This window comes from Dickeya undicola (genome assembly GCF_000784735.1).
In the GTDB taxonomy this organism is placed as follows: Bacteria; Pseudomonadota; Gammaproteobacteria; order Enterobacterales; family Enterobacteriaceae; genus Dickeya; species Dickeya undicola.
In genome coordinates, this window is record NZ_JSYG01000033.1 from 49,558 (window position 1) to 66,096 (window position 16,539).

A 16,539-nucleotide genomic window follows, 5' to 3' on the forward strand; every position below is an offset into this window, starting at 1 on the left:
TAAAAAGGAAAACAAGATGGCTCAATACCGAAGAACAATCCTTGCCGCCCTGTGCCTGTCGATGCTGGGGATGACCGCCGCCAATGCGGAGCAGGCGGCACCACAACCCGCCGCCAGTGCAGAACCGGCCAAACCGGCGGCACTCCCCAAAAGCGCTGACGTGGTGATCATCGGCGCGGGAGCGGCTGGCACCGCCGCCACCATGGCGGCAGCAGAGAAAGGTGCCAGCGTCGTATTGCTGGAAAAACAGGGGGTGGTCGGCGGCACCGGCAACTTTGCTGAAGGGATTTTCGCCGCCAACAGCACCATGCAGAAACGTCAGGGCATCGTGGTCACGCCGGACATGGCGTTCAAAACCATCATGGAATACAGCCACTGGATGGCGAACCCGTTTGTGGTGCGCGCTTTCGTCAACCGCTCTGCCGACACCATCGAGTGGGTCAAATCCAAAGGTATCAAGTTTGAATACATCGGCCCCGGCGGGCCAGGCGGGATGTTGACCTGGCACGTGATCGACGGCCCCGGCCACGGTCGCCACCTGATCAAAACCTTCCATGAACAGTTCAAAACCATGCCGGTCACCACGCTGGTGAAAACCGCCGGTAAAGAGCTGGTGATGAAGGACGGCAAAGTCGCCGGGGTGATCGCCGAAGGCAGCGACGGCAAACCGTTCCAGATCGACGCCAAAGCAGTAATCATCGCCACCGGCGGCTACGCCAACAACAAAGAGATGTTGCAAAAGTACGTGGCGGTGCCGGACACCATCATGGTGGGCAATATCGGCAAAGATGGCGATGGCATCAAAATGGCATGGAAAGCCGGAGCCAAAGAAGAAGGGATGGGCGTAGTGCAGTCCTACCGTCCTGGCCTGCCGGACTATGCGCCTAACTCCCAGTTACTGGCCGCCGCCCGTCAGCCGTATCTGTGGGTGGATCAACACGGCCGCCGTTTCACTGACGAATCCATCGTCATCATCTGGCCTCATGCCGGTAATGCACTAGCGAAAGCCGGTGGCGTGATGTATTCGGTGTTTGATGAAGACGCCCGCAAACACTTCGTCAACGACGGCATCGACGTGCCGATCGGCGAATGGGTGATCGCCAACACCAAGCTGGTGAAATTCGATGACGAGTTCACCAAAGAGAGCCAGAAAAACCGCGGCTATGTATTCAAGGCTAATACGCTGGACGAACTGGCGAAACAGATGGGCGTCGACGCCAGCGTGTTGAAACACACCGTTGACGACAACAACCGCTTCGCCGCACAGAAACGGGACGAGGTGTTCAACAAGAATATGGATTACCTGCGCCCGATGAAGACCGGTCCGTTCTACGCGGTGAAAATGCTGCCAGCCGCACTCGGCACGCTGGGCGGTGTGAAGATCAACGAGAAGATGGAAGCGGTATCGCCAGCAGGCAATGCCGTGCCGGGGCTGTATGTCACTGGTAACGATGCGGCGGGTATGTACGGCGACACCTACGACCTGCTGCTGGGCGGCGGCACCTTCGGCTTTGCGCTCAACTCAGGTCGCATGGCGGCAGAAAACGCCCTCGCGTATCTCCACTTCACTAAAAAGTAATGCCTTTCGTCCCCCACGGCGTGGGGGACTTTCACACTTTGCGAAAGGTGAGATTGAAGCGAACCTCATCCGACATTCCCGTCGGCAAGGGTCCATTCCTGAGCGGTAAAATAGTATGGTAATACAGCCGTGAAGGACCGCCCCACACCACCACATCGCCATGCATCAGCGCCAGACGCTGACACGGGTCGCTGCGCTTTTCCCCACCAAACAGAAACACCGCGCTTAACCCCAGCGAAACGGAAACAATCGGCTGGCGCAAGTCCTGCTCGTCTTTGTCCTGATGCAACGACAGTTTAGCGCCGACGGAGTAGCGGTTAATCAGGCAAGCATCGGGCGCGAAACCATCATAGCCCGCCTCGTGCGCCGCCGCCTGAGATAACGATAAGAAACAGGCGGGCATAGCAGGCCACGGCCGACCGGTCAGCGGATCCTGCGCGCTGTAGCGATACCCTCGTTCGTCGCTCACCCAGCCCAGCGGCCCGCAGTTACTCATCGCCACCGACATGGTATGCCCGCCCGGCGTCACCATGTGACGAAACGGCGACGGCTGGGTCACCTGTTCCAGCGCGGCCAGCAATGCTCCGGCCTGTTGCCAGGCGAAACCGCGCAGCAGCATCGCGCCCGGTGCCAGCGTTTCATTCCGGCGTTCCGGCGGCTCATCGGCAAACAGTTCAAAATTCATGCAAACCTCTGTCTAAATAACCAGTATTATCGAGTGTACGCGGTCAATGAACAGCTTGCCCGCGTTGTTTTACACGACACGATAATTTCCCGGAATAGAACAAAACATATTGCTGAAAAACCTTTTTATTTACAGGCAATAGGTTTTTACGGCGTCAAAAACTGTGCTGAGGTGGGCGACTTCGCCGGGTGAGCGACAGGACGTCGCGAAAGTCCGTGCCGTGCCGGGAGCACGTCACGGGCGGCCCGAACAGCGAAGGCGAACGCCGAAGGTACCGCGCAGCGGCACAGTTTAGCCATCAGCCAGTGGTCAAGGAGAGGTGGCGTTGAACCTCTCCTTGTCGGGCGTGCGATAATGTTGCAAAGGAACAGCGGACGTTACCACGCACGAAACTTTCCACTGTTCTGGCACAAATTCGCCTGTGACAAAACAACACGGCTGTTTGTCAACAGCCTCAAAAATAAGGATGCCACCGGATGCCCCCATCACTGCTCCCGCTTGACGAGCCGCAGGCTCTCGCTCATCTTGCCGCTATTGATGCGCACTGGGCGCGGCTAATCGAAGGTGTTGGGCATATTCGTTTTGAAAGCCGCCCGGCGCGCGAACCTTATGAGGCATTGATCCGGGCCGTCGCCAGCCAACAACTCAGCAATCGCGCCGCCGCGGCCATCATCGGTAAATTGCAGTTGCGCTTTGAGGTCGGTGAAGAGGGTTTTCCCTCCGCCCAGCAACTGTCGACATGCGAACCGGAGGTCTTGCGCCAATGCGGCTTTTCTGCCCGCAAAATCGATACGGTCAAAGGCATTGCCCAGGGGGTGCTGAACGGGCTGGTGCCAGGCCGGAAAGAGGCGGAGCATCTGGATGACGATACCTTGATCGAACGATTGTGTACGCTGAAAGGCATCGGCCGCTGGACGGTGGAAATGCTGCTGATCTCCACGCTGGAGCGGATGGACATTATGCCGGTGGACGATCTCGGCATCAAACAGGGGTTTCGTTATCTGTATCGCCTGCCACAAGACCCAACACGCAAAGCGATGCTGGAGATGAGTGAACCCTGTCGTCCTTACCGCACGCTGGCTGCCTGGTATCTATGGCGTATTCCTCATATGCCGGATTACGCCGAATACCGGGCGTCACTGCGCCTATAACGAACGCCCGTTTTACTCACTGAATCGTGCGGCTAGCGTCCTTGTACGGCGGTGGTCACTAGCCGCTCGCGCAGCAGGTCGTACAACCAGTTGTAGGCCACGGTATACGGCAGGAAGAACAGGAAGAAGCCAATCTCCACCATTAGCGCCTGCCACAAGGTGATATCCAGCATCCACGCGGCCAGCGGCAAGCCAATCAGGATAAAGCCACCTTCGAAGCCCAGCGCGTGCCCTATGCGCACCCACAGGCCGCGTCTGACCCGGCTGCTCGGCCACAGGCGATCAAACAGGCTGTTGTACACCACGTTCCAGACCATTGCCACGCTAGACAGCATTATCGACAGCGCGCCGACCTGCATAATGGAACGCCCAAGCACCCAGGCCCCTATCGGGGCACAAATCAGTAACGCCATGACTTCGAAACCGATGGCATGAGCCATCCGCTCACGAAGTGTTTTTTGCCCATGGCACGCGTTGCGCTGGACTTGCTGTTGCATGGTTTCTCCTTCAGCCAACATGACGGCGATTGCGGGTTGCCATTCTCATCGAAATATCAAATAGTGTTAAGTTAGTTTCCATCAATAAAATAGATAGAGGTGGCAATGCGTTATTCTCCCGAATCCCTGCTGGCGTTTATCGCCGCTGTCAATACCGGTTCGTTCTCTGCGGCGGCCCGTCATCTGCAAAAAAGCCAGTCCACCGTCAGTACAGCGGTGGCGAACCTGGAAGCAGACCTGGGGCTGACACTGTTCGACAGGCGCGGCCATCAGCCGGTGCTGACCGATGAAGGACGCAAAGTGCTCAGCCACGTCAAAGCGATTTTGTCCGCCAGCGAGGCACTGGACGAGCTGGCTATTCGACTGGCGGACAAGGTGGAGCCGCGGCTGACCTTTGTGCTGTCGGACACCTGGCAGTGCCGTTACTACTACCCGGTATTACAACGTTTTGCCGAGCGTTTTCCTGATGTGGAGTTCGAGTGTCTGATTGCAGAGGACGAAGACGTCATCGACTTGCTACAGTCACAACGCGCCCATGTCGGGGTGTTGCAAGCGCAAGCGCATTACCCCACCGATATTGCGGTATCCCGGCTACAGGTGAAAACCGAAATGGCGATCTACGCGGCCCACAACCACCCGCTGGCGCAGCACGTGTCGGTAACGCCAGAACAGCTCGCCACCGCGCGCCAGTTGTGCCTTTACACCTATAGCCAGCGGGAACGACCGCAGTCAGAAGGCACTACCTGGTCTACGCCGTCGTACCTGATGCTGCTGGAAATGGCCGAGCAGGGGTTTGGCTGGAGCATCCTGCCGCGCTGGCTGGTGAACGAGTACGCGCACAACCGGCTGGTGGAACTGGCGCTACCCGGCTGGCCCCGGAAAATTGAGGTGGATATCGCCTGGTCCCGGCCTTCCCCTCCTGGCCCGGCGGGTTTGTGGCTAATTGATACCCTGCTGGAACAACGTGAGTGAATATTCGCTATCAAGGTCTGAGGCCCAATTTAATTGGCGACCAATAAACCTTATTAATTTAATGGCTATTTAGGTGCACTTAATTAATTTAAATAAATGAATTAATATGGCACACACAGGGCATTTTTACCGACATCTACGCTATGTTTCTGTCAGGGATATATTTTCGACGAAAACATGACGGAGATAAAAATAATGTGACTTGTTGGCGTAGTACTCCCAGCCATAAAGCCATAGTATGTGAGGCGGTATCCCTCAAGGGGCGCGGTACTGGCGCAAGTTAAGGAATATCACCCTACGTTTATTGCTTTTGTCGTCGTGCCCGAAGCGATTGACACAACAATAAGACCGGCGCAAAAGCCCTAGACGGAAAATAAGACCCAATGAATCACTCAATTATGCGGCTGCAAGTGAGAAGAAAATGTCGAATAAACCGTTCTATTACCAAGATCCGTTTCCATTAGCGAAGGATAAAACTGAATATCGCTTAATCAGCAGCGATTTTGTTTCCGTTAGCCAGTTTGAAGGCCAGGATATTCTCAAAGTCGACCCACAAGGGCTGACGCTGTTGGCTCAGCAGGCATTCCACGATGCCTCTTTCCTGCTGCGCCCCTCCCACCAGCAACAGGTCGCCGATATCCTGCTTGACCCACAAGCCAGCGAAAACGACCGTTATGTTGCGTTGCAATTCCTGCGCAACTCCGAAATCGCCGCCAAAGGCATTCTGCCAACCTGTCAGGATACCGGCACCGCCATTATCGTCGGCAAGAAAGGCCAGCGCGTCTGGACCGGCGGCAACGACGCCGAAGCGCTGTCACACGGGGTGTACAACACCTTTATCGAAGACAACCTGCGTTACTCCCAAAACGCCGCGCTGGACATGTACAAAGAGGTCAATACCGGCACTAACCTACCGGCACAGATCGACCTCTACAGCACCGAAGGCGACGAGTACAAATTCCTGTTCGTCACCAAAGGTGGCGGTTCCGCCAACAAGACCTATCTGTACCAGGAAACCAAAGCGTTGCTGTCGCCGGGTAAACTGAAAAACTACCTGGTAGAAAAAATGCGCACGTTGGGTACAGCGGCCTGCCCGCCGTATCACATTGCCTTCGTCATCGGCGGCACATCGGCGGAAACCAACCTGAAAACCGTCAAACTGGCCTCTACTCGCTATTACGACGAACTGCCGACCGAAGGCAACGAACACGGCCAGGCGTTCCGCGATGTGGTGCTGGAACAGGAATTGCTGGAAGAAGCCCGTAACCTGGGATTGGGTGCACAGTTCGGCGGCAAATATTTTGCCCACGATGTGCGCGTAATTCGCCTGCCGCGTCATGGTGCCTCCTGCCCGGTCGGCATGGGGGTATCCTGTTCAGCAGACCGTAACATCAAAGCCAAGATCAACCGTCAGGGCATCTGGCTGGAACAGCTGGAAACCAACCCCGGCAAATACATTCCGGAACACTTGCGTCAGGCTGGTGAAGGCGAAGTGGTGCGCATCGACCTGAATCGCCCAATGGCCGACATTCTCAAGACGCTGTCGCAGTACCCGGTGTCCACCCGCCTGTCGCTCAACGGCACCATCATCGTGGCGCGTGACATTGCGCACGCCAAGCTGAAAGAGCTGTTGGACAACGGCGGCGAACTGCCGCAATACGTGAAAGATCACCCGATCTATTACGCCGGACCGGCCAAAACGCCAGAAGGTTATGCCTCTGGTTCGCTCGGCCCCACCACTGCTGGCCGTATGGACTCCTACGTTGATCTGCTGCAATCCCACGGCGGTAGCATGATCATGCTGGCCAAAGGCAACCGCAGCCAGCAGGTGACCGATGCCTGTCATAAACACGGCGGTTTCTACCTCGGCAGTATCGGTGGTCCGGCCGCCATTCTGGCGCAAAACAGCATCAAGAGTCTGGAGTGTGTGGAATACCCGGAACTGGGTATGGAAGCTATCTGGAAAATCGAAGTGGAAGACTTCCCAGCCTTCATTCTGGTGGATGACAAGGGTAACGATTTCTTCCAGGTGATCCAGTCGCAGAAATGCACCCGCTGCGGCTAAGCTGTCATTATTGATCCAAGGGCGGCGCTTGCCGCCCTTTAGTTTGTACGCTCTCAATGCCTATCGCGGTTATCCGCACCACGCTTCTATTCCAATCATTATTTGATGTATTTTTAATGCAACTTATAGCTATCCTTAGCTGCCCACCATAAAATAGCGCCAGATTCAGCGTCAGCGAGGCAACTATGCGCGAAATACAAGATTTAATCTGCTATCAACACATGCCGGTATGGAACAGCAGCACGCTGCCAGCGGCATTTCAGGAAAAACACAACACCAAAGAAGGCACCTGGGCAAAGCTACATATTTTAAAAGGCGAGCTGACTTTCGACCTGCTGACAGAGCAGGGCGACACCAAAGAACGCTTCCACTTCTCGCCACAACAGCAACCACCCTACATTGAACCACAGTGCTGGCATCGCATCGTCTCGTGTTCAGACGATCTGGAATGCCAGTTGGGGTTTTACTGCACGGCAGAAGACTATTACCACAAAAAATATGCACTGACGCGCACCCACTCGGAAGTGATCAACGCGGTGCGTTATGTGCAGCCGGGAAACGCGCTGGATCTGGGCTGTGGCGGCGGGCGCAACGCGCTCTATCTGAACCTGAAAGGGTTTGACGTCGCCGCCTGCGACAAGAACGTCATGAGCATTGATAAGCTCAATAGCATCATCGCCGATGAGCCGCTCAGCCGGATTGAGGCGTTCGTCCACGACATCAATCAGGCCGATATCCGTCACCAGTACGATTTCATCCTGTCGACAGTGGTGTTCATGTTTCTGGAGCGAGCTCGCATCCCGGCGATCATCAGCAATATGCAGGAGCACACCGTCGCCGGAGGCTATAACCTGATCGTCGCCGCCATGTCCACCGACGATTTCCCCTGCCCGATGCCGTTCTCATTCACCTTCGGGCACAACGAGTTGCACGACTATTACCGTGACTGGGACATCGTGAAATACAACGAGGATGTGGGAGAACTGCACAAAACCGACGCCAACGGCAACCGCATCAAACTGCGTTTTGCCACACTGCTGGCACGGAAACCCGCCTGAACCTGACACCTGAAAGCATCAGGGCCGGAAAACCGGCCCTGAAGGAACAAGCGTCAACGGCGCGCTGATAATCAGCTGGCTTTACGCTCAGCCGCCTGACGGTAAGCCACCAAATCCTCGATGGTCAGTACTGGCATATCGTGCTGCTTCGCAAATGCGATCACTTCCGGGGCGCGGGCCATAGAGCCATCGTCATTGGTCAGTTCGCACAGCACGCCGAACGGTTTGAACCCCGACAGACGCATCAAATCCACCGTGGCTTCGGTATGACCACCGCGCGCCAGCACGCCGCCCGGCTGCGCACGCAGCGGGAACACATGACCAGGGCGGTTGAGGTCGCTCGGGCGAGCATCATCGGCAATCGCCGCACGCACCGTGGTCAGGCGATCCGAGGCGGACACACCTGTGGTAACGCCTTCGGCGGCTTCAATCGTGACGGTGAACGCGGTCTGATAATGGCTGGAGTTGTGTTCCACCATCATCGGCAGTTCCAGCTTTTGACGGCGCTCTTCGGTGAGGCACAGACACACGATGCCACTGCCGTGACGAATGGTCAGCGCCATCTGCTCAACGGTCATGGTTTCGGCCGGGAAAATCATGTCACCTTCATTTTCCCGGTCTTCATCGTCCAACACCATCACGCCACGGCCGTGACGCAACGCATCCAGCGCACGTTCAACACGTTCAGCGGGAGTACCAAATTCTGAAAGTAAAGTCTGATTCATGGTAAAAAAACCTCATTATTAATATGGATTACCAGAATCAGGGCGAACTTGAGGAGTCGTCTTTGCACTGAGAAACAGCAGCAAAAACGCAAAAATAACGCGTGCAGGCGCAAACCTGTCAGAAACCGTTACTCTCTCCCATCCGGACTATTACCGTCGGCCCCGGAATTGCACCGGATCTGCTGACCTCAAACGATCTTGTCTGAGCGCTCGCGGGCTTCCAGCTGGCTTGATAGCGCAAACTGGTTTACCGCCGGTGGGGAATTACGCCCCGCCCTGAGAATAAGCAGGGTTACTATAGCGCTAACCAGAAGGACGGGCAATCTCTAACCCCGCTTATGGATCGCAAAATTCATCGTATGAAAATCACTTTTTGTTTATACCGCGTCAGTCAGGCATTACACTTGAGTCATATCGCCATTCGTCAAACCGTTCAGGAAAGCGTCATGATTGACCCGAAAAAATTAGAGCAGATCGCCCGTCAGGTACAGGAATCCATGCCGAAAGGCATCCGTGAATTTGGCGAGGATGTAGAGAAGAAAATCCGTCAAATATTGCAATCACAGCTGGGCAAGCTGGATTTGGTTAGCCGCGAAGAGTTTGATGTGCAGACCCAGGTATTGCTGCGCACTCGCGAGAAGCTGGCACTGCTGGAACAGCGACTGAGCGCGCTGGAAGCAAAAGCCGCAGGCAACGAACCAGCACAACAGCCGCCAGCCGACCCGCAATAATGCTCGTCAGCACGACAGGGCTCATCGCCCTGTCTGTTGTCAGTCTGCCGTCACCATTTCACGTCTGGCAGGCAGTATCAGCCATAACACCGCCAGCATCCCCAATGCATACAACGACTTCCAGCCGAGCGTCAGCAACAGCGCGGCGCACAGTATGCTACCGATGATCGCCATTACACGAGAACGCCCACGTAGCAGACGCCACCCCGCCAGCATACACAGCAGATAAATCAAAATGAAAATACCGTTGGCGTAAACAATCAGTTCGGACAGCGGCAGGTTCAACCAGTAAATGATCAGACAGCAGATCAGGCAACAAGCCACCACCAGTGACAACGCATTCACTGGCGTGCGCGACGCCGATAACTGCGCCAGACGGCTCTCTTCTGGTGCCTGTGACCACACCAGCCGGGCAAAGCCCTGAGTATAGATATTCACGCTGGCAAAACAGGCGAGGTAACCCACAATGCAGGCCAGCCATAATGCATGATCACCGAATAAACGCACCACAATACCGGGCAAAGAAGCAGTAGCCGCCTGATGAGGGCCATAAGCCCCGAAATGCAGTACTGCGACGGTACAACCCCAATAAACGGCACCAGCCAGCAACATACCGATCAATAACGCGCGGGGAAAATCCCGCTCGGGCGATTTGAACTCCGTCGCCAGATGGGCAAAAGCCTCCAGCCCGACGAAGCACCAGAACATCACCGCCAGCGCATCCAGCATCTTCGCGCCGTTGATATCCGCCAACGCAGGCCACGGAATCTGGGAGGGTTCAATCCGGCCCTGCCACCAGATCGCTGCCACCAGCAACACCACCAGCAGCGCAATCAGCGTCTGTACCGTAGCGCTGGAACCGGCACTGCGCATTCCCAGCAGCCAAATCACAGCCAGCGTCAGCAACTGCACCAACAGCAGGCCGCCAGCATGGAGGCCAAAAGCCGCCTGCCAAAAACCGGCCGCAATTTGCATTGCCGCAGGCAAACCGACCGGGATAACAGACAAGAACAACCAGCCGGTGACCCTCGCCAGCTTCGGGCCAAACGCCAACCGAACAAAATGCGCCGCACCACCCGCATTCGGAAAGTGTCGCCCCAGCGACGCAAAAGCGATGGCAATCGGAAATACCAGCGCAATCAGCAACGGCCAGGCCCACAGGCTATCGCCCCTCGCTTGCTCCGACACCAGCGCGGGCACGGCAAATACGCCGGTCCCCAGCAATGAGGTCGACAACAACCCGATGCCCTGCACCAGCCCCAACTCCTGTTTTAATGTATTGCTGCCGTCCACTGTTTACACCTTGTCGCCAGTCGGCGCGCCTCTCACCTTGCACCGAAATACTGAATGTGAACGCCGCCAGGACGATCACGGGGATAGTAAAATCACAACAAAAGTAGAATCACAATAAAAGTAAAAGCCTCCGCGGACGGAGGCTTTTGAACACTATAAGAATTAACAACACACTCGCCGTTATTAGCCCTGGGGGCTGTTTATTTCAAGTGCGATTCGTTCCGAGTGCTATTGGCCTTGAATATCATTAGCCTTGAGTACTGCTCGGATACGGGCTTTATAGGCTTCCACTTTCTGTGGTGTCACCAGACGGCGTTCGTCATCCAGCACCACACCGCCGACATCATCAGCGATACGCTGAGCCGACTGCAGCATCAGCTTGAAATTCTGGCTGGCATCGCCGTAAGACGGCACCATCATGAAAATCGACACGCCCGGCGTAGTGAACTCGGACATCGCTTCCACATTGAAAGAGCCGGGTTTGACCATGTTAGCCAGGCTGAACAGCACTGGACCACTCCCCGCCGGATTGACGTGACGGTGGAAAATGTTCATTTCGCCGAACTGGAAACCGGACTGCAACACGCTTTGCAGCAACAATTCACCGCCGATCACGCCACCCTGATGAGCCGCTACATGCAACACCAGCACCGCTTCCTGCTGAGGTTCAGGTTCATGCTGCGCAGATTGTGCGACCACCGGTGCCTCAGACACTGCCGGTTCAGGTTGCCGTGCATACGTTGCTGACTCAGTCTCGTCGACCATACGCGACGTCGGTTCAGAGATCGGCTGCGATTGCTGATACGGGGGAACGGGCTGAGGCTCTGCACGCGGCGCGGCAGGCTGAACGGGGGGACGCAGAGGCGCTTGCGGCTCAACGTCATCCAGCAAGGGATCATAGCCCGCAGGCTCCTGCCCGAAGGACGGCGCTGAACGCTCGCCCGAAGGCGCATAGTTGCCATGCGAAGGATTCTGCTGACCGCGAGAATGCGTTACCCGCACCTCACCGACCCCTTCGTCAAGCTCTTCCAACGGGGCGTCATCACGCTTTGGCTTCAAACGTTTTACCGGACGATCGCGGAAAAGGGACGAGCGCTCCTTACGGCTTGTCCAAAGACCATGCAGTAACAGTGCTATAATTGCGATCGCGCCAACAACAATCAAGATCAGACGCAGGTCCTGCATCATTGCTATCCCAGTTATTCCAATACGTTGCCACTACGGCAAATACACATACCTCTAACTGTATTTGCCTGTGTACCCAAGTGCAAGTCTGGGCACCAGTTTATGATAATAAAGATCAACAGCGGGCATTTTTTTGCCGTTTTTTCATGCAAATCGCAACTAGCCAGCTGAAAATCATCCCGATATGATGCCGTAACCTGCACATCATAGGGTGAGAACAGCACCATGTCTTATACGCAACACCTTGATCCCAAACACAGCGGCCTGCATTACTTTCTCAAAGGCTGGCAACTTCTTTCACTGCCTGGCATCCGCCGTTTTGTCATTCTTCCCATGCTGGTTAATATCCTGCTGATGGGCGGTGCCTTCTGGTGGCTGTTCCGCCAGCTCGGCACCTGGATACCTCAATTGATGACCCATGTACCGGACGGGCTTCAGTGGCTGAGCTACCTGCTCTGGCCGCTGGTGACCCTCTCCGTGCTGCTGGTGTTCAGCTATTTCTTCAGCACCATCACTAACCTGATTGCCGCGCCGTTCAACGGCCTGCTAGCGGAACAGCTGGAAGCCCGTCTGACCGGCCAGCCGTTACCGGCCAGTGGCATCCTCGATATCGCCAAAGACGTCCCCCGCATCATGCGGCGCGAAATTCAAAAACTGGCCTATTATTTACCGCGAGTACTGGTGTTGCTGTTGCTGTATTTCGTACCAGGCATTGGCCAGACGGTCATTCCGGTGGTGTGGTTCCTGTTTGGTGCCTGGATGCTCGCAATCCAGTACTGCGACTACCCGTTCGACAACCACAAAGTCGGTTTTTTAGCCATGCGCCAGGCACTACGGCAGAACAAACTGGCTAATTTACAGTTTGGTGCGTTGATCAGCCTGTGTACCATGGTGCCGTTGCTAAATCTGCTGATCATGCCGGTGGCCGTTTGCGGCGCGACAGCCTTATGGGTAGATCGTTACCGCCATCTGTCTAACACGCTGCACCGAAACTGAACGGAAAGCCGACTACGCTACGATGTTCTATAACTGGATATTGAGGAAAATATATTTCCTCAGAACATATCGATATAGCGATTCTTTACTTCACTGGCTGTCCCGAATGAGTATTCTCTTTAAGGTTCGCAAAAATTTCATACAGCTATTAAGGACGGGCTATGAGTAAGATCTACGAAGACAATTCTTTCACTATCGGCCATACGCCGCTGGTTCGTCTGAATCGCATCGGCAATGGGCGTATTCTGGCTAAGGTGGAGTCACGTAACCCGAGCTTCAGCGTGAAATGCCGTATCGGTGCCAACCTGATTTGGGATGCCGAAAAACGTGGCGTGCTGAAACCCGGTGTTGAACTCGTAGAGCCGACCAGTGGTAATACCGGTATCGCACTGGCCTATGTGGCAGCCGCGCGTGGCTACAAACTAACATTGACCATGCCGGAAACCATGAGCCTTGAGCGCCGTAAACTGCTCAAAGCGCTGGGTGCCAATCTGGTGCTGACCGAAGGTGCCAAAGGCATGAAGGGCGCGATCGCCAAAGCCGAAGAGATCGTGGCCAGTGACCCACAGCATTACCTGCTGCTGCAGCAGTTCAGTAACCCGGCCAACCCGGAAATTCACGAGAAAACCACCGGCCCGGAAATCTGGGAAGACACCGACGGCGAAGTCGATGTTTTTATTGCCGGTGTGGGCACCGGTGGCACGCTGACCGGCGTTAGCCGTTACATCAAAAACACCAAGGGTAAAGCCATCACCTCTGTTGCCGTTGAGCCAACCGACTCACCGGTCATCACCCAGGCGCTGGCTGGCGAAGAAATCAAACCCGGCCCGCACAAGATTCAGGGGATCGGTGCCGGTTTCATTCCCGCCAACCTGGACCTGAAACTGGTCGATCGCGTTGAGCGCGTTACCAACGAAGACGCTATCCACACCGCCCGCCGTCTGATGGAAGAAGAAGGCATTCTGGCTGGCATTTCTTCGGGTGCAGCGGTAGCCGCCGCCCTGAACCTGCTGAAGGAAGAGGAATTCGCCAACAAAACCATCGTGGTGATCCTGCCTTCTTCTGGCGAACGTTACCTCAGCACGGCATTGTTTGCTGATCTGTTCACCGAACAGGAACTGCAGCAGTAAGTTTTGGCTTGTCGCATATGTAATTTAAAAGTTAAAAAAGCACCCTGAAGGGTGCTTTTTTGTGGCCGAGTTCAAACTTTCTGTTACTTACACATTGCTTTTCAGGGTCAGGTTTAGTATTTAACCGAACAATTATTTTGATGCGTGAAATTAATATCCGTCGAGCCCCCCACATACGGATATCATTCCAGTGACATGAAGCAGCACGGCCGGACGCTTCATCATCGCGGGATCAACAGCACGGGGCATGTCGACGTTAACCAGGGGTAAGCGCACACCGTTTTCCTCAACCGCGCATCCCGGCCTGTCCTGACCCATTCAGGGCAACCAAACAGGCTAAAGTTCAGTACATACACTAAACTTTAGTTCCACAACATGAACCTAATCCAACAAGTTGGGGAAAACAGAATGTTCCAGCAAGAAGTAACGATTACCGCACCGAATGGCCTGCACACTCGTCCCGCCGCACAGTTCGTAAAAGAAGCTAAAGGATTCACCTCCGAAATCACCGTTACCTCCAACGGCAAAAGCGCCAGCGCCAAAAGCCTGTTCAAACTGCAAACCCTCGGTCTGACTCAGGGTACTGTAGTCACTATTTCCGCCGAAGGTGAAGACGAGCAGCAAGCGGTTGAACATCTGGTTAAACTGATGGCTGAGCTTGAGTAAAACGGCCCGCTCTCTTTAGTGAACATCAGAATCAAGTAAGGTAGGGTTATGATTTCAGGCATATTAGTATCACCGGGTATTGCTTTTGGTAAGGCGCTGCTACTGAAAGATGACGAGATTGTCGTCAACCGGAAAAAAATCTCTGCAGACCAGGTCGATCAGGAAATCGAACTCTTCCTGAGCGGTCGCGCCAAAGCCTCAAAGCAGCTGGAAGCTATCAAGCAAAAAGCAGCTGAAACGCTGGGGCCAGAGAAAGAAGCCATCTTCGAGGGGCATATCATGCTGCTGGAAGATGAGGAGTTCGAGCAGGAAATCATTTCCCTGATTAAAGACGACCACGCGTCCGCGGACGCGGCGGCGTTTTCCGTCATCGAGACACAGGCGAAAGCGCTGGAAGAACTGGATGACGAATACCTGAAAGAACGCGCCGCAGACATGCGCGACATCGGCAAGCGCCTGCTGAAAAACATTCTGGGCCTGCACATCGTCGACCTGGGCGACATCCAGGACGAAGTGATTCTGATTGCCAAGGATCTGACCCCGTCCGAAACCGCGCAGCTGAACCTGAACAAGGTGCTGGGTTTCATTACCGATATCGGCGGACGGACGTCCCATACATCGATCATGGCGCGCTCTCTGGAGCTGCCAGCCATCGTAGGCACCACCGATGCCACCCTGAAAATCAAGAACGGTGATTTCATCATTCTGGACGGGGTAAACAACAAGATTTACCAAAATCCTGATCAAGCCACCATTGACCAGCTCAAGGCGGTTCAGGAACAGTACAACACTGAAAAATACGAACTCGCCAAACTGAAAGATCTGCCGGCCATCTCGCTGGACGGTCATGAAGTGGAAGTGTGCGCCAACATTGGCACCGTGCGCGATATCGCTGGTGCTGAGCGTAACGGCGCAGAAGGCGTGGGCCTGTATCGCACCGAATTCCTGTTCATGGACCGCGATGCCCTGCCGACCGAAGAAGAGCAGTTCCAGGCTTATAAAGCCGTCGCGGAAGCGATGGGTGCTCAAGCAGTGATCGTGCGTACCATGGACATCGGCGGCGACAAAGACCTGCCGTACATGGACCTGCCGAAGGAAGAGAACCCGTTCCTTGGCTGGCGTGCGATTCGTATCTGTCTTGATCGCAAAGAAATTCTGCATTCGCAGCTGCGCGCTATTCTGCGTGCGTCCGCGTTTGGCAAATTGCGCATCATGTTCCCGATGATCATCTCGGTAGAAGAAGTGCGCACGCTGAAAGCCGAACTGGAGATGCTCAAAAGCCAGTTGCGTGCGGAAGGCAAAGTGTTCGACGAAACCATTGAAGTCGGCGTAATGGTAGAAACCCCGGCCGCGGCGGCCATCGCCCACCATCTGGCGAAGGAAGTTGACTTCTTTAGTATTGGGACAAATGACTTAACCCAGTATACTCTGGCGGTAGATCGTGGGAACGAGCTGATTTCTCATCTCTATAACCCAATGTCTCCGGCCGTGTTGACCCTGATCAAGCAGGTAATCGACGCTTCACATGCCGAAGGCAAGTGGACAGGCATGTGCGGTGAACTCGCTGGCGACGAGCGTGCTACACTACTGCTGCTGGGGATGGGTCTGGATGAGTTCAGCATGAGTGCCATCTCGATTCCTCGCATCAAGAAAATTATTCGCAATGCCAACTACGAAGATGCGAAAGCGCTGGCGGAGCAGGCATTAGCCCAGCCGACAGCAGAAGAGTTAAGCAGTCTGGTAAGCCGGTTCATTAAAGAAAAGACGCTTTGCTGATACCGCTGTGCTGACCCAATATTAATGCTT

Annotated in this window: 15 protein-coding genes and 1 riboswitch; of the genes, 10 read left to right on the forward strand and 5 right to left on the reverse strand. The window is 55.1% G+C overall.

Features of this window, described 5'->3' with window-relative positions; genetic code table 11:
* The first annotated feature begins 16 nt into the window (after positions 1-16).
* On the forward strand, positions 17-1,579 hold the full coding sequence (locus OB87_RS15540) for an FAD-dependent oxidoreductase (RefSeq protein WP_033570324.1): 1,563 nt from the start codon (positions 17-19) through the stop codon (positions 1,577-1,579).
* Positions 1,580-1,610: 31 nt separating this feature from the next.
* Here the strand turns inward: OB87_RS15540 and alkB are convergent, their stop codons facing one another.
* Entirely contained in the window at positions 1,611-2,264 is a 654-nt protein-coding gene (gene alkB, locus OB87_RS15545; RefSeq protein WP_033570325.1) for a DNA oxidative demethylase AlkB, read from the reverse strand.
* A gap of 476 nt (positions 2,265-2,740) precedes the next feature.
* Between alkB and OB87_RS15550 the strand changes: the two genes are divergently transcribed.
* Complete coding sequence (locus OB87_RS15550) at positions 2,741-3,415, forward strand: DNA-3-methyladenine glycosylase family protein (protein ID WP_033570326.1); 675 nt, start codon at positions 2,741-2,743, stop codon at positions 3,413-3,415.
* A 32-nt stretch (positions 3,416-3,447) separates the two neighbouring features.
* Here OB87_RS15550 and OB87_RS15555 read toward each other — a convergent pair whose 3' ends face one another.
* Entirely contained in the window at positions 3,448-3,912 is a 465-nt protein-coding gene (locus OB87_RS15555) for a multidrug/biocide efflux PACE transporter (RefSeq protein WP_033570327.1), read from the reverse strand.
* Between the two features lie 105 nt (positions 3,913-4,017).
* On the opposite strand from OB87_RS15555, the gene OB87_RS15560 reads away from it, so the two are divergent.
* The 3 genes from OB87_RS15560 to tehB all read left to right on the forward strand — a co-directional run bounded on the left by OB87_RS15560 (position 4,018) and on the right by tehB (position 8,007).
* The gene (locus OB87_RS15560; RefSeq protein ID WP_033570328.1) at positions 4,018-4,884 is read left to right on the forward strand and encodes a LysR family transcriptional regulator; all 867 of its coding nucleotides are present in this window, start codon (positions 4,018-4,020) and stop codon (positions 4,882-4,884) included.
* Between the two features lie 421 nt (positions 4,885-5,305).
* Positions 5,306-6,949, forward strand: coding sequence for a class I fumarate hydratase FumA (fumA, locus tag OB87_RS15565; RefSeq protein WP_033570329.1), 1,644 nt, complete (start codon positions 5,306-5,308; stop codon positions 6,947-6,949).
* A gap of 185 nt (positions 6,950-7,134) precedes the next feature.
* Complete coding sequence (gene tehB, locus OB87_RS15570; RefSeq protein ID WP_395857013.1) at positions 7,135-8,007, forward strand: SAM-dependent methyltransferase TehB; 873 nt, start codon at positions 7,135-7,137, stop codon at positions 8,005-8,007.
* 71 nt (positions 8,008-8,078) lie between these two features.
* On the opposite strand, the gene ribB is transcribed toward tehB, so the two are convergent.
* On the reverse strand, positions 8,079-8,732 hold the full coding sequence (gene ribB / locus OB87_RS15575; protein ID WP_033570330.1) for a 3,4-dihydroxy-2-butanone-4-phosphate synthase: 654 nt from the start codon (positions 8,730-8,732) through the stop codon (positions 8,079-8,081).
* Between the two features lie 126 nt (positions 8,733-8,858).
* A riboswitch (FMN riboswitch) is annotated at positions 8,859-9,020 on the reverse strand.
* Positions 9,021-9,178: 158 nt separating this feature from the next.
* Between ribB and ubiK the strand changes: the two genes are divergently transcribed.
* Positions 9,179-9,463: a ubiquinone biosynthesis accessory factor UbiK gene (gene ubiK / locus OB87_RS15580; RefSeq protein WP_033570374.1), complete on the forward strand. Its 285-nt coding sequence runs from the start codon at positions 9,179-9,181 to the stop codon at positions 9,461-9,463.
* A gap of 39 nt (positions 9,464-9,502) precedes the next feature.
* Here ubiK and yjeH read toward each other — a convergent pair whose 3' ends face one another.
* A complete protein-coding gene (gene yjeH, locus OB87_RS15585) occupies positions 9,503-10,756 on the reverse strand; it encodes an L-methionine/branched-chain amino acid transporter (RefSeq protein ID WP_033570331.1) in 1,254 nt (417 codons plus the stop codon).
* Between the two features lie 228 nt (positions 10,757-10,984).
* On the reverse strand, positions 10,985-11,944 hold the full coding sequence (gene zipA / locus OB87_RS15590; protein ID WP_033570332.1) for a cell division protein ZipA: 960 nt from the start codon (positions 11,942-11,944) through the stop codon (positions 10,985-10,987).
* A gap of 222 nt (positions 11,945-12,166) precedes the next feature.
* Between zipA and cysZ the strand changes: the two genes are divergently transcribed.
* The 4 genes from cysZ (at position 12,167) to ptsI (ending at position 16,509) form a co-directional block, all read left to right on the forward strand.
* Positions 12,167-12,937: a sulfate transporter CysZ gene (gene cysZ / locus OB87_RS15595; RefSeq protein WP_033570333.1), complete on the forward strand. Its 771-nt coding sequence runs from the start codon at positions 12,167-12,169 to the stop codon at positions 12,935-12,937.
* Positions 12,938-13,098: 161 nt separating this feature from the next.
* Positions 13,099-14,067, forward strand: a complete 969-nt coding sequence (gene cysK, locus OB87_RS15600) for a cysteine synthase A (protein ID WP_033570334.1) — start codon at positions 13,099-13,101, stop codon at positions 14,065-14,067.
* Between the two features lie 408 nt (positions 14,068-14,475).
* Positions 14,476-14,733, forward strand: coding sequence for a phosphocarrier protein Hpr (gene ptsH, locus OB87_RS15605; protein ID WP_013316619.1), 258 nt, complete (start codon positions 14,476-14,478; stop codon positions 14,731-14,733).
* Positions 14,734-14,781: 48 nt separating this feature from the next.
* On the forward strand, positions 14,782-16,509 hold the full coding sequence (ptsI, locus tag OB87_RS15610) for a phosphoenolpyruvate-protein phosphotransferase PtsI (RefSeq protein ID WP_033570335.1): 1,728 nt from the start codon (positions 14,782-14,784) through the stop codon (positions 16,507-16,509).
* The last annotated feature ends 30 nt before the right edge of the window (positions 16,510-16,539 follow it).